This is a genomic window from Paenibacillus sp. EB106-05-06-XG162, assembly GCF_058791655.1.
On the sequence record NZ_JBYTDT010000001.1, the window covers coordinates 129,466 to 153,512 of the forward strand.

5 protein-coding genes are annotated in these 24,047 nt (G+C 46.1%); 4 read left to right on the plus strand and 1 reads right to left on the minus strand.

Translation table 11 applies throughout. The annotated features are described in order from the left end of the window. The first annotated feature begins 267 nt into the window (after positions 1-267). The 4 genes from AC3WU2_RS00480 (at position 268) to AC3WU2_RS00495 (ending at position 23,046) form a co-directional block, all read left to right on the plus strand. On the plus strand, positions 268-5,115 hold the full coding sequence (locus AC3WU2_RS00480) for a DUF7402 domain-containing protein (protein ID WP_492450332.1): 4,848 nt from the start codon (positions 268-270) through the stop codon (positions 5,113-5,115). Between the two features lie 291 nt (positions 5,116-5,406). Continuing rightward, positions 5,407-11,922 carry a discoidin domain-containing protein gene (locus tag AC3WU2_RS00485; RefSeq protein WP_492450334.1) on the plus strand — a complete coding sequence of 2,172 codons (6,516 nt, stop codon included), beginning with the start codon at positions 5,407-5,409 and terminating at the stop codon, positions 11,920-11,922. Positions 11,923-12,217: 295 nt separating this feature from the next. Continuing rightward, entirely contained in the window at positions 12,218-16,744 is a 4,527-nt protein-coding gene (locus AC3WU2_RS00490) for a chitobiase/beta-hexosaminidase C-terminal domain-containing protein (RefSeq protein ID WP_492450336.1), read from the plus strand. A 308-nt stretch (positions 16,745-17,052) separates the two neighbouring features. After that, positions 17,053-23,046, plus strand: a complete 5,994-nt coding sequence (locus AC3WU2_RS00495) for a carbohydrate-binding protein (protein ID WP_492450338.1) — start codon at positions 17,053-17,055, stop codon at positions 23,044-23,046. 242 nt (positions 23,047-23,288) lie between these two features. Here the strand turns inward: AC3WU2_RS00495 and AC3WU2_RS00500 are convergent, their stop codons facing one another. Beyond that, positions 23,289-24,017 carry a helix-turn-helix transcriptional regulator gene (locus AC3WU2_RS00500; protein ID WP_492450340.1) on the minus strand — a complete coding sequence of 243 codons (729 nt, stop codon included), beginning with the start codon at positions 24,015-24,017 and terminating at the stop codon, positions 23,289-23,291. Positions 24,018-24,047 lie beyond the last annotated feature (30 nt).

A 24,047-nucleotide genomic window follows, 5' to 3' on the forward strand; every position in this document is an offset into this window, starting at 1 on the left:
TTGATGGGATCACTGGCTTTTTCATGGAGTAGAATCGAAAATATCACAATTTTAATGAAAAGTGCTTATTTTAAAGACCCGAAATAGCCAATTTCAGAAGAAGTTCTCCTTTTTTCAGTATTCAAGATGGCATCCGTTCAACTACTGTGAAATTGCAATCATAAGACCTCACACTTTGAACACGGGGGAGGATGCTTATTGAGTAGGTGCTCAAAGATGTAAATTGTATTGTGTTTTGAGCGAAATCGAAAGGACCGGTGAGTCATAATGAAGTTACGTAAACAACTTAATATTCTAATCGTAATGTTTATGCTATCGATCACATGGTATGTCCCAGGATCAAATGTACATGCAGCCGAAAGTGTTCCAAATGTAGTCTCGGACAATATACAAACGAAGTTCTTTGTGTCACCGTCTGGCAGCGATACGAATGACGGTTCAGCTGACCACCCATTTGCGACAATACAAGCGGCGCGCGATGCTGTGCGTTTGATTAACAGCCAAATGACAGGCGACATTATTGTGTATATCGCTAAGGGTGATTATTACGTCAACAATCCGATTTCCTTCGTGGAGAGAGATTCGGGAACCAATGGGCATAACATCATCTATACCCAGAAGGATGGATTAGGAACTGCGAAATTCATTGGCGGCAATAAGGTAACCTCTGCATGGGATAAGGTAACGCGGACAGGTGTGGATGCTGACTTGCCAGCTTCTGCAGATGGAAACGTATTCAAAACCTATGTAGGTACAACGATTAACTTCAATACTTTATATGTCAATGATGCCAGAGCGACGATGGCACGAACGAAAAATCTAGTAGTCGATCCGAGATTTCCGGCATCATCGACTGCCTATATGAGATCAGCGGGAGGCGGAATCAGTAATCTGATCTATAAAGAAGGCGATATCGATTCCGAATCATTGACAGGGCTTGTCAATGCGCAGAATCGAGGGGATTTGGACGCTCAGGTATATATGTGGGACGGCGGTTATTGGGATTGGATGACGGACACGATTCCCATTGCAAGCATAAATACTTCTACGCGCACACTTACATACAAAACGGACCCCACCAATTCTGCGGCCTATCGCCCCAAATATAAGACCGGTAGTGATGCGAGATATTTTGTGCAAGGGAATCTTGGATTTCTAGACCAGCCTGGTGAATATTACTTTAACAAAAAGACGGGGTATCTGTATTATTATCCATTAGCCGGATCAGGTAGTATCAACGATCAAGATATCGTGATCCCTGCTGTAGAAAAAATCATCGATATCAAAGGCGCATCCCGAACGAGCATGGTGTCGCATATTACATTTAGCGGTCTGGAGTTTAAAGATACGAACTTCCCTGATTACTACAGCTACGGATGGAACTGGGGCGATGCCGGTGCAGGCTTGGGGTACTACCCGCCGGAAGCTGCAGGAAGCACACAACCATCGTACGCCGAACAGACCGAAAGAGTGGAGTTCCAAGTTGGCGTCATTACGTTAACGAATACGAGTAACATCACGATATCGAAGGCTCATATTAAAAATGCGGGCATGTTCGGAATCGAACTCTATTTAGCCAACCAATATACGATGATTAAAGATAGTTTGATTGAATACACCGGACATGGCGGTGTCAATATCGAGGGCGGGTATCCCGGTGTCGGTGGAGATGCGAATGGAGACGGCTATAGCCACCATAATACGGTCACCAATACGATCATCCATGATGTAGGTCAACTGGTAGGCCAAACTCAAGGCGTTATGATCATGAATTCCGGTTATAATACGATCTCCCATCTTGAAATTTATAACTCGCCTAGAAGGGGAATATTCATATCAGCTGGATGGAGCCGTAATCCTAATGTTGCCTTTCCAAACGGTGATAAGAATTTCAATATCATGACCGATATGTATTCCCATCATAACACCTTCGAATATATTTACCTGCACGACATGCAGCAGGATGGTGGAGATGACGGTGCGTTCTTCGCCTGCTACCTATATAAAGGTCAAACCGATTATAAGCCCAACTATATTAATCAAATGGTCATTGACAATGTGGGGGCAAATCCAAGTATGACAGACATCGCTCCCAATGGAATGAATCTGGATATGGGTACTTCCGGATTTGAACTGCGTAATGTAAAGATCGTCAATCCGCAGCATTTTAATTTTGAAGTTGGCGGCTATAATGCAAAATATACATTGATCAACACAAACATTGATTTTGGTACTGCCTACAATCAACTCGCTTCTTTTGATGATTCATTAATGGACTATGCCAACATAGGTGTGGGGGCAGATTTTCCAAGTATCTATAAGCCTGCAAGAAACACATTCCAAGAACCAGCCGATATCTATTTCGAAGATGATTTTGAAAAGGGATTGGACTTTTCCAAATGGGTGTATAGAGGGATTAAGCCGCGTATTACAACCGAATGGATGTCTGAGGGAGCTCTAAACGGCAAAAAAGCTTTGAAAATCGATAGCGATGGCGCCGCAACGGGCATAAAGCCTGTACTGTACAGGGATTTAGGAGGTGCGCTCAATAAAATTGTTACTGTGAAATTATTTGACAGGCAAAACGGAAATCAAGCCCCTTATGATTCAGGGGTAACGATTTCATCGACAGTCAAATCTCTGGCAAGGGTTGACAATGGTGTTAATGCAGTAGGGTTGGGTCTGGATACGACCGTGAATAAAGATTATTACGTTATTTTAGACGGTTCAACAGAAATTGCAACTTCCGTTCCTCGTACTTATGGTTGGCATGAATTGAAATGGGATTATACCAGTGGTACGGATGTCAAGTTATCTATTGACGGGATCCAAGTGAAGACCTTGAATTCAAACACTCATTTCAATCAAGTTGCATTAGGGTCAGATGACGGACGAGGTGTGAGCTATTATGATCAACTGTACATCTATGGCGGAACAACAGCACCACCTCCGTCTACGCTGCCGACAGAGCCTGAGAACTTGGCTCAGCGTGCGACGATTACAGCTTCTTCTTTTCCTGCTAATGATCCTAGGTATGTCCCTCAGAACGTAGCTGATGACATCATCGGTGTATGGGGTGCAGGAGAATGGGCATCGAACGGTGAAGCGAATCCTTGGATACAGTTAGATTGGAGTAACAGTCAGACGATGAATACAATATTCCTCTATGACCGTCCGAATTTAAACGATTGGTCGCAAGGGGGTACACTTACATTTAGTGATGGCAGTTCGGTGCAAGTAACAGATCTACCGAATGATGGTACAGCTAAAAAAATATCTTTTGCAGATAAGCAAGTTACATGGGTCAGATTCCAGGTAACAGGCAGTACAGGAAATAATGGCTTGTCAGAATTTCAGGTTTATCATGACAAGACGTCCCTGACTATACCTACCGGACTTACAGCGACTGGAGTCAGCAGTTCCGAGATTCATGTGGTATGGAATGCTGTCCCTGGTGCAACAGGCTATGATCTCGAAGTTGATGGCGGAATTATAAATAACGTAACGAGTCCATATCTGCACAAGGGAATCACTGGAACGTCAAAGCATACCTACAAAGTAAGAGCAAAGGATGCTTCTGGAATTACGTTATGGAGTGCGCCTGTCAATGCTGAATCACCGGCCCAAACATTAGGTAAATTTGAGGCGGAAGACTACGTCGCCATGTCGGGAATCAAGACAGAGCCAAGCTCTGAGGGTGGACTGAACGTGGGGTATATTGATGCCGGGGATTGGATGGAGTATAAAGTCAATATACCTGCTGACGGAACCTATACAGTAAAATATAGAGTTGCGGTAAATACGGGTAATACAGGTGAAGTACAATTTACGATCAACGGCGTGAATAAGAAAACCACTTCTTTCCCTGCAACGGGAGGCTGGCAGAATTGGACAACGGTCTCTGATACCGTTACATTGCCTTCAGGAACACATACGGTGAGACTCTATGTTAGTAAAGGCGGTTGGAACATCAACTGGTTTGAGCTGAGTCCTGTCGACAGCACATTACAGAGTATTCAAGCGCCCGCTGCGATTACCGGAGTGGCGAACGGAACAGCCAAAACAGCGGCAGCACTTGGATTACCGGCAACGGTTGCACTGGTTACGAGTGTAGGGAATGTAAATGCGAATGTCGCATGGAATGTGGATGCATCATCCTACGATCCGTCCAAATCAACGGAGCAGACTTTCACGATAAGCGGAAAGGTCACACTGCCAGCAGGTGTGGTAAACCCGAACAGCGTCGATTTGACAACAAGCATCCAAGTGACTGTACTTCAAGCATCAACGCGTCTTGGGTCCACATTGACGGGTGCACATCAAGCAGTTCCTGGCCAAACAATCGATTTGACGATGGGATTAAGCGGCGTGACGCAAAGCGTATATCAGAAAATGTATGCGCAAGATGTGACATTACATTATGATCCTGCGAATTTGAAGTTCGATTCGGTTACAACACTGAACGATGGATTTAAGGTCATTGAACAGAAGGAAATGGTGCCGGGTCATATCCGGATTGTGGCTGCGAGCGTAGGCGCGAATCAAGGCGTGCCTGCCCAAGGAGATTTGTTGAAATTCAAATTTACGGTGAAATCCGATACCAAAGCAACCGATACAACGATTTCTGTAGGCAACGTTGTTATAGCCAACGGGGAAGGGAACGAGCTGGAGGTTGGAGGAGCGACCCACGCGCTACAAATCAGTATCTCGGTAGATAAGTCGCTCTTGAATGCTGCGATCGCTAGCTCTCAGGCGAAGCACGATGCAGCCGTGGAAGGCAACGGGCACGGACTGTACGTGGTTGGATCCAAAGCGCAATTGCAGGCGGCGATCGATGCAGCGAAAGCAACAGCGAACGATCCGAATGCGACGCAGCAGCAAGTAGATAGCGCGAAAGTAGCATTGGAAGCAGCCGTTCAAATGTTTGAAGCGAAGAAAATCTCCGCCGATGTCAATGGAAAAGACGGTATCACGGTTGGAGACTTGGCGATCGTTGCAGCAGCTTATGGTAAGCAAGAAGGTCAGCCAGGCTGGAATGCGAAAGCCGATGTCAACCATGACGGTAAAGTGGATATTGAAGACCTTGCAATTGTAGCGAAGGCGATTTTGCAATAATCAGTTTAAGGAAGCCATTGATTCCATTTTTATGGGATCAATGGTTTTTTTACGCGACGATAAGCAGAAATATCACAATCTTAAAGAAAAGTGCTTATTTTAAAGACTCGTCATAGCCACTTTTCAGAGGAAGATCTCCTTTTTTCTGTATTCAAGATTTATCTGTTCCACTACTGTGAAATTGTAATCATATGACGTCATTTTTGGGTGCGGGGGGGATGCTTATCGGTACATAAGTGAACGGCAAGCAATCGCGCGGAAGTTAGAGAACGAAGGAGGAAAAGGGTAGAAATGATGAAAATCAGCACTAAAATCACTTCTAGCGTATTGGCGACCACAATGCTCTTAGGATCATTCATGGTTGGCTTTCCCGGCACGAAAGCCTACGCACAGCAAACAACGGGAAACGCTCCATATATTAACTCGTGGCTCGTATCAGGTCCTTTTGATTCGCCTGTCGTAGACAACATTTATGAATGCCAAGTCGGTGAGGTCGTAAATTATGCACCGCTAGCATCTGAAATAACAGCGTCAACATCGACGCTTGCCGTGAACCCTGTTTCATATCTCGTGGATGGCAGCACCAAGAAGCAATGGGTGACCGAAAATGATTCTAATCCTTGGGTCAATCTGAAATGGAAGGATCCGATTGCCATCAACGAAGTGAAAATCGCACAATGGGGCGATTCGCGTCACGTGAACAATTGGTATCATCTGATATTCACGCTTGAAGACGGCAGCAAAGTCGAATCCGGAAAGGTGAATAGCACGTCGGCGAGCTCAGCCGAGCCAACGGTCTATACGATACAGTCTGGGCTGAAGAAGGTCGTGGAGATGAAGGTTGAGATCGATAAAGGACGTACGCCATACCCATCGGTTACTGGTATCTCCGAGATCGAGGTATATCAACACTCCGTAACGGAGCAGATTGAAAGGCCAATGGACGGTAACTGGGCGAGAGCAGCCGACGCGACTTCAAGCTCCACGTGGAAAACCAGCGCTGTTGATTATCCGACAGGAACAGATGTTTCTTATGCTCTTCCCAAATCTGCTATAGATGGCGACAAAACAACCAATTGGATCTCTCAAATGCATGATGCCGCTGGAGATCCCTCGACTTGGCCGAAATGGGATCCTGCACCGACCTTGTATTTAACCTGGAAGCAGCCGATCAAAGTGAAACGAATTGAGGTCTTTGATCGCCATAATCCCGCCTGGCCTCCCAATACGTCAGATGTCCAAAAGGTTAATTACACACTAAAGGACGCGAGTGGGAATATTCTAAAAACCGGTGTCATCACCGATATCGATCCTTTAGGGAAAAACCCTGGCGCAGTTGAGCTTGAGCAGCCAGTAAACAATGTTTCCAAGGTTGAACTGCTGATTGTATACGATGGACAGAAAAATCTTAAAAATGTCGGTCTTGGTTTTACGGAAGTTAATGTTTTTGATGGAGATGGTATCATTCCGCCGGGTAACCAGGAACCGGGAGGCAGTATTACACCGAAAGTCGGAGAAATGTTTGTAAACAGTAAGAAATGGGAGTACTTTGATGACCGTCTCTGGAATCGAAACTACGATGATTATCAAGATTTGTACGGTTATTTTACGGTCAAAAAAGGTGTCGATACAAAAAACAAATATGTATACGCGCACACTTACGTCTACAGTCCAGTCGAGCAGCAGGCGTATTTCAATGTAGGCGCCAGCGGGTCCTACCGACTCTATGTCAACGATCGCTGCGTATCTGCGCCAACCACGCCTGTAGAAGTGCAGAAGGATTTGACGAAGCAAGCCATTCAGCTGAAGCAAGGCTGGAATAAGCTGATGATTCAAATCAAACATACGTATACCGAAGATGTGAATGCCAACAACGTTCCGATCGGGGCGGATCAGAATGTGGCGTATCTCGGGTTCTATGGACGCGTTGCAGATCAGTACGGCAATAAGATCAATGGAATCATGCATTCGGTTGAAGGCGAAGCTGGCACCCTCAAAATCGTCTCGCAAGGACTAACGACCGAGGATGCCATCAAAACGCCGCTTCCAACTCAAAACATGCCCATTGGTTACAAGGAATGGCCATATGTATGGAATAAATCAAGAACAAGCAATAAATACGGTGTTGCAGCATCGGCATTCCAATTTATGGCGAGCGGAGGCGCACCTGGTTATACGTGGAGCATTGTAGAGGGGAAATTGCCTGAAGGCTTGGAACTCAATAGCGATGGTACCATCGCGGATGGGTTAGTGAATGGCAATGTTGATCTCAACAGCAGTAAAGGCATCATTAGTATCAACAGCGAGCCGGGAGACTATAACTTTATCGTACAAGTCGCTGACCGTAATGGAAATAAGGCGACGAAGAAGATGACATTGACCGTCAAGGAACGCCCGAATAAATGGTTTGAAGAGGGTAGAGTTGGCGCGTTAAGCCACACGATTGTCACGTACCCCTACTTCGTTGATCCGAATTTCTCCGCCGATTTATGGGCAGAGCGAGCCAAACGTCAGGGACATTCACTCGTCTCGATTGAAGCGCTGCAACAAAATTATTATTGGCCGTCCAAGTTTTCCGACCCACAGCATGAACGACAGAAATATTACCCGAAAGACGAAAATGGCCAAGTGATAGACGGATTAAAACAGTTTGAAGAAGCTGTCAAACGTTATGGCATCAAATTCGGCTTGTATTATGCAACGGAAGGCGGCGGCTTGCAGCACTACTCTACAGATGTGTTTGTACAGAATGTGGAGGATCTGATTAAGCGCTATGATCCGGCATACCTCTATTTCGATGGTCCGCAAGCCATGAAGAATGCCAATTATGACGTGATGTACAGTAATGTTCGCAACTACAGCGATGACATTATTATCAATTCCAATGCATGGGGCGAAGAGTATGGAGATCCGGATCTAAGAACCGCCGAAGCCAGTCATATTTACGCCAATACAGGCGCAAATCATCTCGTAAAACGTACCCCTATGGAGCCATGGAAGTCTGTTCACACCAAGAACAACTTTACGCCATACTATGCGAAACGCGATGATTACCGTCAGGTTGCCAAAGAAATGATCATGAATGCCGGCAGAGGCTACGTGGACAACAATGACCAAATGCCATTAATGAGCCGCGGAACGAACTGGGATACTCCAGAAGATGTTGCAACAAGATATCCGAAATCCATTCAAGAGTTCATTGATGTGCGTGAAGGGCTTGCGAGCTGGTTCGCGCCTGACGGCAAGCCGGAACGACATGAGTCTACGACAGGCACCATGCCATATTACCTCGCTGGCTATGGTTACGAAGACGATGGAAAAGGCAACTATGAGAAATTTGCCTTCCCGAACGGCACGACCGGTCCGCAATGGGGCTATGCAACATCTCGGGACAACAATGTGTATCTTCATATTATGAGGGGTCCTGATGGCAAAAAAGGGTTTGATGTCATTACCGGTAAGACGTTAACGATTCGACCGGTTAAGGATCGGGTGACATCGGTAACATGGTTGAACGAGAACCTGCCTGTTACATCGTTCGTGCAGACGGGGGACAGCCTGACCATCGATCTATCCAACGTTCAGGAAGATGCCCTTGATACGATTATTAAGATCGTAACGGATAATCCTGCGCGTAAATATACCCTTACGAACATCCATGCAATGGGAGAACAAGTAACGCCTTCGTCACTCCAAATCCATGCTGAAGGCTATATGACATTCCCGGCGCTCAAAGCTCCTTTGTCCGGTTTGACGTACCAAAGTGCAGATTCCGGCATCGCAGCGGTAAACGGTAGCGGGATCGTGAGGCCGGTATCGAATGGAACAACAACGATCACCATAAGCGGTACTTACGAGGGATTATCGAAACAGGATACATTGAAAGTAACAGCAAAAGACGGCAAAATTTACGTTGGCGAGAGCATGATCGGCGCTACCTTGCTTGTTAATGAGAAGGAGGCCTACGGCGAGTTCCGTACGTTAGAGAAACTTCGCTATCAAATCGAAGGCAGATCAGCGAAAGGCGGAGCCATCGGACTGGATTCCTCGCAAATTGTATGGCATGGCGGTATCGTCGATCCGAAAGCGGGCGATAAATATAAACCGGTCGTGATCAACGAAGTAAATACGTTTACTTTCAATAATAATGAAATCATAACGCCTTATGTGGAACAACCTGCACGGGGAGTTATTTGGGCTGATGTAACGCAGGGCGGCAAGACATTTACGACAAATAAAATATACATGGACCTGCTGCCTTATCAAAATCTTTCAAGGATTGCTGAAATTACAGCTAGCCATAATCAAGCTGCAGTCAACAAGTTGGTTGATGGCAAAGCGATTGACGGCATTCATATTGATCAATCCAAATGGTCGGTGGCGGCAAATGAAAAGGCTTGGGTTCAATTTAAACTGCCGACGAAGTCCGAGATTGCGAGTATAAATATCAATTTTAATTCATTAGAACAAAATTATGTCAATACGCCGAAAACAATCAAGATTCAAACGAGCGAGGATGGCACGGCATGGAAAGATGTCAGCACCGTTAACGGCCCGACGGGGAATGCTTATTTTGGATTCTATAACCAATATCCGATTAACACCTCCGCGCAATATGTCAAACTTGTATTTGACGGTGGTTCAAACGGCACAACGACGGATTTGCTTGAGGTAGCCATCAACGGAATCGATGCGTCCAATCTGTTCGATCGCTTTGAATACGAGTTCAAGAAAGTAGAGGCGTCGACAGGCAAGTATGATATTAAAGCTTATACAGGCGCGGGAGATCTGATTGACAAAGATATCGAGGTTCGGGTAACAAGCGACAATCCGAATGTGATTTCGGTGAATGATTCCAACCTGGTCACGGCTGTCTCCGAAGGTATGGCCAAGATGAAGATTCGAGTGACGATTGGCGGACGTTCGATAGAGCAAGTGACGTATCTATACGTCGATAAGTCGGGACATATTTATCTGAACTCCTACTTAGACAAAGTCAGCGTTATGCTGAATAAAACAACGATTCAACCGAACGATCCGGTCGTTGCTTCGATTGAAGGTTTGTTAAGCTCGGGAGAAACAGCGGATTTGTCTAAAGCCGCGCTCGAATATCAATTTAGCGATAAACGGTTAGCGATCGTTGAAGGCAGCAATACGATCGTGGTGACAGGCGACATCGGAAACGGGTTTATGGCGACCGTTGTTGTAAGGGCGACTTTAGACGGGGTGACCGTTCTAAGCGAACCGATCACGATTGCAGCGATTGGTAGTATTGTACCTCAATCGCAAATGACGGCAACGGCAACAAGCCAGGAAACTAGTGGAGATAATAATGCAGCATCCATGGCGATAGACGGAAATCCGCAAACAATCTGGCATACCAAGTGGGATAAATCAGACGTTCTCCCTCAGTCGATCACTTTAAACCTTGGAGGAACCTACAAAGTCAATAAAATCACTTATTTGCCAAGACAGTCGGGTGATAACGGGAAGATTACAAGTTACAACGTGTATACAAGCACCGATGGCGCGACCTTTACCAAAGTCGCTAGTGGAAATTGGGCGAACGACAGCTCGGAGAAAGCCGTAAGCTTTACGGGAACGAACGCATCGCATGTCAAGCTTGAAGCTACGGCGGGTATGAGCGGATGGGCTTCTGCTGCGGAGATCAACGTGTTCAAAGTGAATGAGGACAACGTAAAATCCATCGTCGATTACAAAGCGGTAGCCGTAGAGACGAACGTTGGCGTCATTCCTGTACTTCCAGCACAGGTTGAGGCTGTATACAACGATGGAACGATAGGACTCGTGGACGTTGCATGGACGCCGATTACCAAAGAGATGGTAGCCAAAGCGGGCGTGTATACCGTTGAAGGAACGGTCGCAGGCACTTCCGTAAAAGCAAAAGCGACATACAGAGTCATCGGTCAACCGTCCGGAGCGTTTACGCTCAGCCTCAACCAACCGTCCTACAGCCTGACCATTGGCGACACGGTGGCAACGGTCGTGACGGCGACATACAAAGATTCCTTCGCGGTGAAGGATGTCACTACGTTAGCGGTATTTACGACGGCAGACGGGAAAATCGCTTCCGTCGATAGCAAAGGAGGGTTGACCGGGGTAGCAGAAGGAAGCACGACAATCAGCGCATCTTATGGCGGAGAAACGGTGACGGCTCAGGTTCAAGTAACGAAGCGTGACGCGCAGCAAACTGCTGTGAAGCTGACGGCTCCGGCTTCGGTCATGAAGGGCGATTCGTTTAGCGTACGCCTCGGCTTGAGTCAGGTGCACGAGCCGATCTTTGCACAAGATATGCAGATCCAGTATGATCCGAACCTCTATGAATTCCAGGATGCGGTTGCCATGCGCGAAGGCTTAACAGTCTACAAACAACCGGCGCAAGCTCCGGGACAACTGCGTTTAATTATCGCAAGTCTGGGATCGGACCATGCGATCGCAAGCGATGCGGAATTGGTCGAGCTGAAATTTATGGCGAAGCAAGTACCGCAAAGTACAAGCGGATCGATCGCAGTGACAAGCGCAACGATCGGGGATGCGCAGGGGCAGGAAAGCCATGCCCTTCCGGCAACCGTGACTGTTGAAGTGAAGGCGTCTATTGAATTGCCTGGCGACGTCAACCACGACGGCAAATACTCGATCGCCGACCTTGCCGTCGCAGCGGCGCATTATGGCATGACCAAAGATCATCCGGATTGGAACAAATACAAGTCGGCTGACATGGACGGCAATGGCGTAATCGATATTGTTGACCTAGCAGCGATTGCCAAGAAAATTATTGAAGCCTAGTATCTGATCATAGAAACGCCTCTGCAAGGATGCTCAGATCCAGGTTAGCATCATTTTCATGAAAAGTATCTTTTTTAAAGAACTGAAATTCGGATTTATTAGAGAAAATATACTTTTTCGTGTATGCACGATCTCGTAGTTCCAATAATCTGAAACCGCTAGGACAATACATCAATTCTAAAATTTGGGGAGTGACGCCTATCGGGGGAAGGAAGAAAGTGTTCTATGGAGTAGACGGTGCTGACGATGTGATCGCGGAGAAGCAGATATCCCATTTTCTTGTAGGAGGAGTCAAATGAAGAAATATGTTAAGAAACTAACTACTGCGGCAATGGCTTTTGCAATCCTGTTCTCATCCTATACGGTGGATGTTGCCGTTACGAATGCAAGTGCAAGCGAAGTAAATATTCAAGCGCAGTTTTACGTTGCTGTAGGCGGGAATGACAGCAATGACGGATCACAATCAAGACCATTTGCAACACTGAAAAAAGCAAAAAAAGCAGTTGCGGCAATGAACGGTAATATGACAGGCAATATCATCGTGAATATCGGAGCGGGTGACTACTTTCTGGATAGCACGATGGAGTTCAATGAAAAAGACTCAGGTACCAACGGATATGAGGTAATCTACCGAAGTGCAGACGGGATCGGCAAAGCGAACTTCATCGGCGGTGACCGAATCACAGGATGGACGCTTGCGGCCGAAGCGGATGTTACAGGTTTTGACCTTGATCGTTCATTGCTGGGCAAGGTATACAAAGTTCAGTTGGATAAAGATAAATACAATTTTAATACCTTATACGTCAACGACCAAAGAGCGGTCATGGCAAGAACAAGAAACCGTGACAACAACCCGAACTTTCCGATGGCCAAGGGCGAATACCTAAGGTCAACAGGCGGGGATAACAACAACTTTAATATGAAATACAGAGCAGGCGATTTAGATCAAAAAGCAATGACGGGGATGAAGAACGCCCAAGCTCGCGGAGAAAAGGAAATTGCACAGGTGTTCGTGTGGGACGGCGGGGATTGGGATTGGTTCACCAATACGGTTCCGATTCAAACCATCAATGCTGCGGCCAATGAATTTAAATTTCCAAGAGACCCGAATTATCCTGAGAAATACCGCACCAAATACAATATAGGCAGCGGGGCAAGGTACTTCCTGCAAGGCAACCTGGCATTCATGGATGTGGAGGGCGAGTATCACTACAATAAATCAACGGGTGTACTGTATTACTACCCCAAAGCAGCAGACGGGAACATAGAGAATCAGACCATAATTGTGCCAACGATGCAGCAGGTTTTGAAATTTAAAGGAGCAGATAAGCTGAATAACGGGAAAGTTGATTTATCGGCTGTTCCAGATCCCGGGAAGCAAGTGCATAACATTACAATAGATGGATTAGGCATTAAAAACACGGAGTTTGCCGACTATTATTCGTACTCATGGAACTGGGGAGACGCAGGCGCCGGAATTGGATACCATCCGAAAGAAGCTGCAGGAAGCACGAATCCATCCTATAGCGAAAGCGCAGAACGTCCTGAATTCCGCGTAGGAGCTGTTACATTTACTGATGCAAACCATATCACAATCGTAAACACCAGAGTTAAAAACGCAGGCATGTACGGCATCGTATTTGCGGGAGATAACCAATATAACAGATTAGAGAATACCGTAGTCGAGAATACAGGTAACGGCGGTATCATGTTTGACGGCGGTTATCCGGGCATCGGCAAATATAACAACCATAATATCATCAATAATGTCCTCATTCATAACGTAGGCGAACAAGTAGGGCACGCCGTAGGCTTTACATTACTCAGCTCGGGACAAAATGAAATCGCGCATCTAGAAATTTTCAACACACCGAAACGAGCCATTTTGGTACTAGGCGGTTATCGACGTGATTGGAATGGTGCGGACAAAAACTATGATGAAATCAAAGACATGTACACCATTGGCAATCACCTGAAAGACGTATATGTTCATGATGCACAGCAGGATGCAGGCGAAGATAGCGCCGTATTCTTGTCATGGCTGTTATCGGGCAAAGATGTCAATCGTCTGCATGGATCCAATGATCCGAACAAGCTGACAACGAATTTAGATGGCATTGACACAACGATGGACAGATACAATTATTTGGATCAATTTATTATTGCTAATATAGGTGCAGACCCCTCTGTCATTGAGAAATGTACAGCCGGCGGCTTGGATACAGCCATGGGTGCAACAGGCACGAATCTAACCCATATTAAAGGCGTGAACACGCAAGCTCATTCATTGGCGATCAGACCAGGCAGCTATGGCGATATGTACATTGCTAACAATACAACGAGTAATATCGCAGAGTATGATGTGTTAAAAACCTTCGACGATTCGAAAATGGATTACAATAACATTGGTCTTACAGCAGCTTTTCCAAGTGAATTAAGAGTTTCCAAGCAAACTTACTCTACACCGCCCGAGAATATTTACTTTGGGGACGACTTCGAATCATCCAATAAACTGAACACCAAGAAATGGACTGTTGAAAAGGGCAAGGTGGAAATGTATTTCGGCAACGCTTTTATGTCCGAGGATCCGCTTGTTGGCAAGAGATCGCTGCCGATCAACGCCGACGCCAATCCAGGAGGGATTGTCGTAAGTAGGACCTTCGAAAACCCTTTGAACAAAACTGTTGAAGTGAAATATTTGGACAGAAGAAAGGATTATGCCTACTGCGACAGAACTGAAACCACAGGACCGAATGAAATTATGCCGAACTCGTTTATCCGTGTGGATGACGGGGTAAATGCAATTGGTTTAGGCGCAGTGGGAAAAGTATCGAAGGATTACTATCAAATCAAAAAAGGCAACCAGCTCATTCAAACCAATGTGAAGAGAGCATTCGGCTGGCATACCTTTAAATTTGACTATACTTCAGGCACCGATGTGAAACTATATATTGATGATCAGCTTGTCGGAACCTATGAAGCATCATCATTTTCCTACATTGGCATGGGGGACTGGGAAGGCACCGGCGGTAAAGCATTTTTTGACCAGCTGTATGTATATGGCGGTAAAGAAGCGCCTCCAGTCAAGGATTTACCGACAGCGCCGCCTCCTACTGGACCCACATTAGATATCTTTGCTGAAAATTTTGAGGGCGCTGCTCCGACTGTATTTTCACGGAATAAGAAAAATGCAACCGTAGAAGTGATTCCAGAACCGGGGAATACATCCAACAAAGTGATGCATGTGAAGTCTCCGGATGATTTGGTGTATTTAGCCACCAGTGAAAATTGGAGCAACTATACCTTTGAGAGCCGAGTGAAAATAGATAATTTTAATGTAAGCCCTCAAAGACAGCCATGGGATAATTTTGCGCCTGTATGGTATGCAACGGATCCAGGCAGTCATAATTTTAATCGATACTCATTAAAATACCGGATCGCAAGCAAAGATTTTGCACTTTACCGCAGATCCGGTGGTGATACTGATTTGATAACCAAACCAGCACCGGCCGATTTTGTGGGAGGGACTTGGCATGACTATAAAATAACGACGACGAATGGTGTAATCACCGCGTATATTGACGGCAACAAAATTTTTGAATATACCGATACAGCGAACAAAGGCGGAACGATCGGCTTTGACGGCATCAATGTAGAATATTATGTAGACGATATCAAGGTCACTAGACAAAAAACAGTTAATCCGACTGCCGACAAAGAATCCGGTCATTATACAACCAGCCAAAATATTAAGCTTATTCCAGCTTTGAACGGTCAATCCATCTACTATACGATCGACGGTTCAGACCCGAGAACAAAGGGCCAGCTGTACGACGCTGACGAAGGATTGAATATCTCCAAATCAACAACATTAAAAATCGCGGCAATCGGGGAAGGCATGGTATATAGCGATGTTGTTGAGTACACCTATACATTTGAAAATGATCAACAGGAAGCGTTTACGCTCAGCCTGAACCAACCGTCCTACAGCCTGACCATTGGCGGTACGTTGCCAACGGTCGTGACAGCGACCTATAAGGACTCCGGCACGGTGAAGGATGTTACTTCGTTCGCCGTATTTACGACGGCGGATGGGAAGATCGCCTCTGTCGATAACAAAGGAGTAATGACTGGGGTAGCAGAAGGAAGCACGACAGTCAGCGCATTCTATGGCGGAGAAACGGTGACGGCGCAGGTTCATGTAGCAAAGGGTGACGTGCAGCAAACAGCCGTTAAGCTTACGGGTCCGGCTTCGGTCAAGAAAGGTGATCCGTTTACCGTACACCTTGGTCTGAAGCAGGTGCACGAGCCAGTCTTCGCTCAAGATATGCTATTACAGTATGATCCGAACCTCTATGAATTCCAGGATGCGGTTGCCATAAGCGAAGGCCTAACGGTCTACAAACAGCCATCGCAGACGCCTGGACAAATTCGCTTGATACTCGCAAGTCTAGGGGCAGACCATGCGATCGCAAGCGATGCGGAATTGATAGAGCTGAAGTTTACAGCAAAGCAAGTACCGCATAACACAAGCGGAGCGATTGCAGTTACAAGCGCAACGATCGGGGATGCGGAAGGTAGCGAACGTCAAGCGCTTCCGGCATCCGTGACCGTCGAAGTGACGGCGGCGCTGGAATTACCGGGCGACGTCAACCACGACGGCAAATATTCGATCGCCGACCTTGCCATCGCAGCGGCGCATTATGGTATGACCAAAGATCATCCGGATTGGAATAAGTTCAAATCTGCCGACGTAGACAACAATGGCGTGATCGATATTGTTGACCTTGCGGCGATTGCGAAGAAAATTATTGAAGTGTAACACCATTCCCATAACCGTTCGGACGATCGCGATCGTCCGGGCGGTTTTTTTCATACAAGAAAATCGAAAAACAACACAATCTTAATGAAAAGTGCTTATTTTAAAGACCCGATGTAGCCAATTTTTAGAGGAAGATCTCCTTTTTTCTGTATTCAATAGTGAGTTGATCCACTAAGGTGATATTGCAACGCATTATTTTGAATTTTTGAAACACGGGGGAGGATGCTTATCGAGTAGTTCCTACAGATTTGTTAAGCAACGATCAACACGAAGTACTTAACAATAAACTTAATTGGAGGAATTTACGGGTGAGGAAAAAAATAAAGCAAGTTTTTACTTTTTTATTAGTCAGTGCGATTGTTGTTCCGTCACTTTCGTTGCATACGAAAACGGCAGAAGCAGCTCGAACGAACGGGACTGCGACTTATATGAATCAGTGGGCGGTTTCCGGTCCTTTTACCAAAGAGCAACCACTTGAAAACACCGTTCCTGTCATTGGCGAGTCTATTGTCGATCAGAGTAACTCCGAAACATCCACCTGGCAGTATTTCGATGACCGGATCTTCAACCGCAATTATGATGATTATAATGACCTGATGGGATATTTTGATGTGAAGCAAGGACAGAGTACAACTGACAAGTGGGTTGTAGCCGCCACCTATGTTTACAGCCCAAAAGCGCAAACGGTTCAGTGGCAGGTCGGCGGTTCGGGTGTGTATAAGCTTTTCGCCAATGACATCCTGAGTGGACAGCAAACTCAAGCTGCATCTCGCGTGAGCAAGAGCGGTACAAAATATCCAATCACATTAAAACAAGGTTGGAACAAGCTTCTTATTGAAATTCAGCACAAAAACCCCGGTGCGAATAGAAATTTCCTCGGTTTTTATACAAGGCTTTCCGACAACAATGGTAATGAAATTTCCGGTCTTACATACTCCGTAACGGGACCCAACGTAACAAACAACCAACTGAAAATTGTTACGAAGGGCCTTGCTATTGATAAAAATGCGTTTGATGCAAGGAATGCAAATGTCCCGGCTAACGACTATCCGTCTAACACCCTGCCATACGCTTACGACGAAAATCCATATGTATGGATGGTTGGTAAAATTGACGGGAAGGAGAACACATCATCTATTGCCCCACAGGCATCTCCTTTTACATTCCAGGCTGCGGGCGGAAATCCCGGCTACACCTGGGGAATTGTGGAGGGAGCATTGCCGCCAGGTCTGACATTGGCAGCAGACGGTCACATTGAAGGTACGGTGGCAGACGGCGCTCATGGCACATCACAAAAGGATTACACTTTTACAGTGAAGGTAACTGACGCCCAAGGTCTTACTGCAACACAGCCATATACCATCACGGTTAAGCAAAACCCGGTGGATTGGTTTATTCAGGGCAAAATGTCGGCTCTGTCGCACACGACAGGTACAATGCCGAACTTGTATGACCCGAACTATAACTATGACGAGTGGGCACAGACCGCGAAAGAAATGGGTATGACCATGCTTTCGACAGAAACCATTCAAAACACCGTATACTACTGGCCGTCACCCAACGCTAACTTAACCCCGAGCGACAGCAACAAATTATACAAATACAACGCATTGTATCAGGCTGAGGACGGCACATGGAAAGTCAAAGACCGAGTGATGCAAGCGAAGCAGGCTGCAGAACGTTACGGCTTGAAGTTCGGTGTGTATCTTTCGTCACAGTATGAAGGAAAAGACATCATAGAAAGTGATATCCAAGGGTTGGTCGCAAGATACAATCCATGGTATGTTTTTGCCGATGGTAACCCTCAGGACACTGCCAATGTAGACGTGGCGTGGAGTTCTGCGCGTAACTATAACGACCGTGTTTTAATTGACGCAAACCCGGATCCTCAAACCGGTGACCAAGATATTACACTGCATGAGCGTCCATTCTGGCACAGTGAACCTTACAACAACGGCGGCTGGGGGAATGGTGTTTTACCGCAAACGAGAAAAGTCGCCCATGAGGAATGGAACGATCCGTATACAACCGCATTGGATGTTTGGACAATTTATGCCAACGGCAACGAACGAGACAATTGGCCGGAAGCAACCAAGGAACTCATTAACCAATACGGACACGGTTATGTCATGAATTATGACTCGTCCATAACGGTTACCCGCGGTATGGATAACCTGAGCAGCAATTTGGATAACATTAATATCTTTGCCATGGTGCCGATTTCCTCGCAGCAATTATCGGATATGCGCACCTCCATTGCCAAATGGATGGCTAATGCTGGCGGTCCCGACCTGCGCGAGTCCCTGTATGGCACTATGCCATACACGATGGATTACACGATTAAATCAGGATGGTATACCGACCCGCAGAAGGCAATCGCCCATGGTCAGGGTCCCGACTGGGGATACGCCATGTCCCGTGATCAGGTTGTCTATTTGCATATGATCAAAAACCTCATTTCCGGTGTGAGCAAGACAGGATTTACCGGCCAAGCCTCGATGAGCGGCATTGGTCCCTTCAATGCTCCGGTTAATAAGGTTGAATGGCTGAACAAGGGTATTTCTCTGCCATTCACCACACAACAGAGCGGGGGCAAACACTACATTACCATCGACACTTCAAGCGTTGTTGCCGACCCGATCGACACTATCTTGAAAATTACAACCGATGACACGACAAGAACTTTTGCGATGACAAGTGTAAAGCTGTTCAGCAGCCAGACTGCAACGGATAAGCTGCAGCTCCGTGCGGAGCCTTATATGAATGATTTCACCAATTTTTTCGCGCCTGCCACGCTTAGCTACGCTAGCGATAAAGCAAGCGTTGCAACGGTTAACGCTGCAACGGGTTTGGTAACGGCTGTCGGTGACGGTACAGCGACAATTACGGTAACCGCAACTTACAATGACGGCGTGAACGCACCGCAGGTTAAGACCGACACCTACCCTGTAAAGGTATCTGGCGGCGTAATTTCGGCTGCACTTCCTCTTGTCGGCGTTAATATGTCTACGGACGGTAATTTGTTCTGGGGACAATTCTCCACGAACAAAGACCTTCCCGTGACATTCCAAGGTTTCACGCAAAAGGGCGGCGCAGTTGATATTATGGGCGCCACCAATATCAAATACCATTATGCAACCGTTGACGGTAAACGCAACAACCCTGCAGGCAAAATCATTGTAACTGAAGTGCCAGCAGATCAAGTACCGTTTGTTGTAAACGGCAACACAATGCACTTCACAAGTAATGTTGCTAATTCTACGATGTACAGCTACTGGGCTGACATCACGGTAGACGGAAAGACATATACGACAACTCGTAACTATATTACACTTATTCCGGATGTAAACGTAGCAGCCGGAATTACGCCGACAGTTACAAGCGACAGCAATAACGCCGGAATTTTATCTGACGGCATAATCAACGATTCTACCGGCGGCAATCGCACAAAGTGGGTAGCGCCGGCAAGTGATAACAATCCAAGCATGACCTATGACTTGGGTAAACTGAATAATCTTACTCATGTTAATTTATTCTTCAATCACCGCATGCCGAATGCAGACAATGTGACTTACTACAATGTACCTAACAAAGTAAAGATTGAGTATAGCGTTGATGGTGTGAATTGGAAATCGGGTAATGAAACAAACACATTGTCCGGCGGCGGATTGCCGACATCGAGAAATACACTGGCAGTACCGAAAAGCGATACAACATTGTATGCTTGGGAGCAAGATGGCTTGTATTACAACTATCCGATTGATCCGGGCAAACCGATCGTGCCAGCGCGTTATGTAAGAATTTCATTCCCTGGCGGCGGTCAAGGCGGCAGCCCGATTGATATCCTGGAAGCTCAAGTGTTCTCATCAGGAGAAATGGTGGTCGGCAGTGTCGTCAGCAAGGTGATTGCACCGGAGGCAATAACCGGCTTGCCATACGGAACAGCCAAGACGGCAGCAGCATTGGGATTGCCTTCCTCGGTAGCATTGGTTACGAATTCAGGAAATGTGTATGCCGATGTGACATGGAATGTCGATGCTGCGAGCTATGATCCGTCTGTAAGTACGGCGCAGACTTTCACGGTATCAGGTACGGTAACCCTGCCTTCTTGGGTCGTAAATCCGAACAATGTACCTTTGACAACGAGCATAAGCGTTACGGTAAAGTCATTTGGCAAAGTGGAAGCAGAAGACTATATTGCTATGTCCGGGATTCAAACAGAGGACAGCTCTGAGGGGACAAAGGATGTAGGATGGACTGATCCGGGAGACTGGATGGACTACTACTTAAATGTGCCAAGCTCAGGAAATTATAAAGTCAATTACAGGGTAGCTGTAAACACAGGTAATACAGGCAGCGTCAATTTCATTGTAGATGGTGTTTCGAAAAAAATAACATCCTTCCCGTCAACCGGGGGATGGCAGAATTGGACGACCGTATCCGACGAGGTTAACTTAACTGCGGGCACGCATACCATAAGGCTGGGTATTGTGAAAGGCGGCTGGAATCTGAACTGGTTTGAACTGGTATACGAAAAAGATACAGTTCAGAGCATCACAGCAATCACAGCACCGGCAGCGATAACAGGAGTGGCTAACGGAACGGCAAAGACAGCGGCAGCTCTCGGATTACCGCAAACTGTGAAATTGGTTACCAATGCAGGGAGTATAGATGGCAGTGTGACATGGGATGTTGAGACCTCATCCTATGATCCGTCACAAAAAACGGAGCAGACCTTCACCGTAAGTGGAACTGTAACCCTGCCTGTAGGGGTCGTAAATCCGAACAACATACCATTGACAACGAGTATCAGTGTAACTGTATTGCCAGCAAATACGACTCAAGTCCCGACAAATTTTAAGGCGATGTGGGGCTTCAATAGCAATGGTAACGATAACGGTCTGAATGGATTCAATGCAACATTGAATGGTACAGGCGCAACCTATAGCTCAACAGATAAAAAGGAAGGCAGCGCTTCACTCAGCCTGGACGGTAGTAAGGGTAGCTATGCTAGCGCAAGCCTGGTAACAACAAATACAGACAATATTACTTTGTCTGCATGGGTAAAATGGAACGGAGCAACTTCAAGCGGCCAACAGATCTTAGTAAACGGTAATACAAGTAGAAGCGGTTATACCATGTTCCTCGATCATGGGAATAGCGATAAGGTATCCATTTTGCTTAGCGGTAAGGCTGTCATAGGATCGGATACGGTGTTACCTGTAGGACAATGGACCAATATCACTACGGTAAGGAGAAATGGTACTTGGGAGCTCTATATCAACGGCAAAAGTGTACTCACAACGGTTAATTCTTCTGGTCCGAATAAACCTGATACCGGGACTTATATCGGGGGCAATCAGAACGGTGCTGAAACCTTCAATGGATTCATAGATGCTGCTAGAATATATGACACAGCTTTATCCCCGAGTCAGATACAGGCAATTGCAAATGAAGAAGAGGGAACTGGTAGCGTTCCTGTAGCCACATGGAGCGACGCAGGTATAGTGACAGTAGGTCAGCCATTTGAATTGAAGGTTGGGCTGAGCAACATAACGCAAATCGTAAACAAGCAAGTGTACGCTCAAGATTTGACGCTTCACTATGATCCTTCGAAGCTGCAGTTTGAATCGGTTACATCGCTGAAGGACGGATTCCAGGTCATTGATCAGAAGGAGACCGCACCGGGACAAATCCGGATTGTGTCTGCCAGCGTGGGCGCGAACGTACCTGCCCAAGGCGATTTGCTTTCCTTTAAATTTACGGCCAAATCTGTAACTCAGGCAACCAATACGACAGTTTCTGTTGATCATGTAGTCATTGCGGGCGGGCAGGGTAATGAACTGCAGGTCGGCGGAGCTTCCCGCGAGATTCAAATTAGTATCCCTAGTACACCTGTAGATAAATCGTTCTTGAATGCGTCGATCTCAAGCGCTCAGGCTAAGTACGATGCAGCTGTGGAAGGCAACGGGGACGGACAGTATGCGATTGGATCTAAAGCGCAATTGCAGTCGGCGATCGACACGGCTCGCGTGACAGCGAACGATTCGAATGCCACTCAGCAGCAGGTGGATAGCGCGCAAGCAGCATTGGATGCAGCAGTTCAAGTATTCGAAAGCAGGAAAATAACTGCAGATGTCAATGGAGATGGAAAAATCTCGATTGGAGACTTGGCTATCGTTGCAGGAGCATACGGCAAACAACAGGGTCAGGCGGGCTGGAATGAGAAAGCGGATGTGAATCATGACGATAAGGTTGATGTTGAAGATCTTGCAATCGTAGCTAGAGCGATATTGAAATAAAAACAACCTACATCGTCAAGAATGGAAATTTATTGAATCCTAAGCTTCAAACCAAAAAACTGTCCGGACACCAGGGTGTCCGGACAGTTTTACACATCAATTTAAGGATTTTATTGTTTCAAAGAAGTATCACGACAGGACGATCACAATCTAAGTATAAGGAAAATTAGACGGTCACCGTGTGGTGACCGTTTTTCTACTAGTTGGATGGACATGCTCGTTGTAGATGATAAATATGGATATTATTGCATCTTGTTTCGTTCACGATATTGCTTGGGTGTAACGCCCTCTATGTTTTTGAAAAGTCGATGAAAATAAGTGACATTATCGAATCCAAGCGTGCTGGAAATTTGTCTGATGTTGTCATTGGTTTCGATCAACATTAATTTCGCTGTGTTTATTTTCACCCGATTAGCGTATACGATAGGTGATTCTCCTACAATTTCTTTGAAAGCCGTACAGAAGAAATTTTTACTTAAGCCAGCGAGCGCTGACAACTGTTCTAACATGATAAATGAAGCCGGATTACTATCAATGAACGCTTTCGCTTTAAGAACTCCATTGAGATGCCTGCGGAGAGAATGATGACGAGAGGCTAACACGAATTCATCATCTCTCGTATGATAAAGTTTGTACAGCAATTGCATCAACAAAGTTTTTAAAGCGAATTGATCGTGATTCCCCGATCGAACATATTTGTCGAACATGTTTCTAAACAGCATTTCCCAATTTGGATCCCTTATGTCTTCAAACATCGGGAAAATTTCTTTCCAATGTTCCTCGGGGGTTCCAGCTTCGGGGTTATTTAATGAGAATGGACCTTGATAAAGTGGTTCTTTGGTTGGATCATACGATATGTCGAAAACCACGAGGTGACAATAGTAGGGTGCAAAGCCCTGGACCTTTACGCCGGGAGGACGGAAAAACAATTTTCCCTCGTTCGCATTCAGCCTCTTGCCTTCCGTTACCATATATCCTTCACCCCAAGTTATCAATTCCAA

Bases quoted from the DNA above. Each gene is read 5' to 3' on its own strand.
- AC3WU2_RS00480 (WP_492450332.1), top strand. From the start codon at position 268: ATGAAGTTACGTAAACAACTTAATATTCTAATCGTAATGTTTATGCTA.
- AC3WU2_RS00485 (WP_492450334.1), top strand. From the start codon at position 5,407: ATGATGAAAATCAGCACTAAAATCACTTCTAGCGTATTGGCGACCACA.
- AC3WU2_RS00490 (WP_492450336.1), top strand. From the start codon at position 12,218: ATGAAGAAATATGTTAAGAAACTAACTACTGCGGCAATGGCTTTTGCA.
- AC3WU2_RS00500 (WP_492450340.1), bottom strand. From the start codon at position 24,017: ATGGTAACGGAAGGCAAGAGGCTGAATGCGAACGAGGGAAAATTGTTT.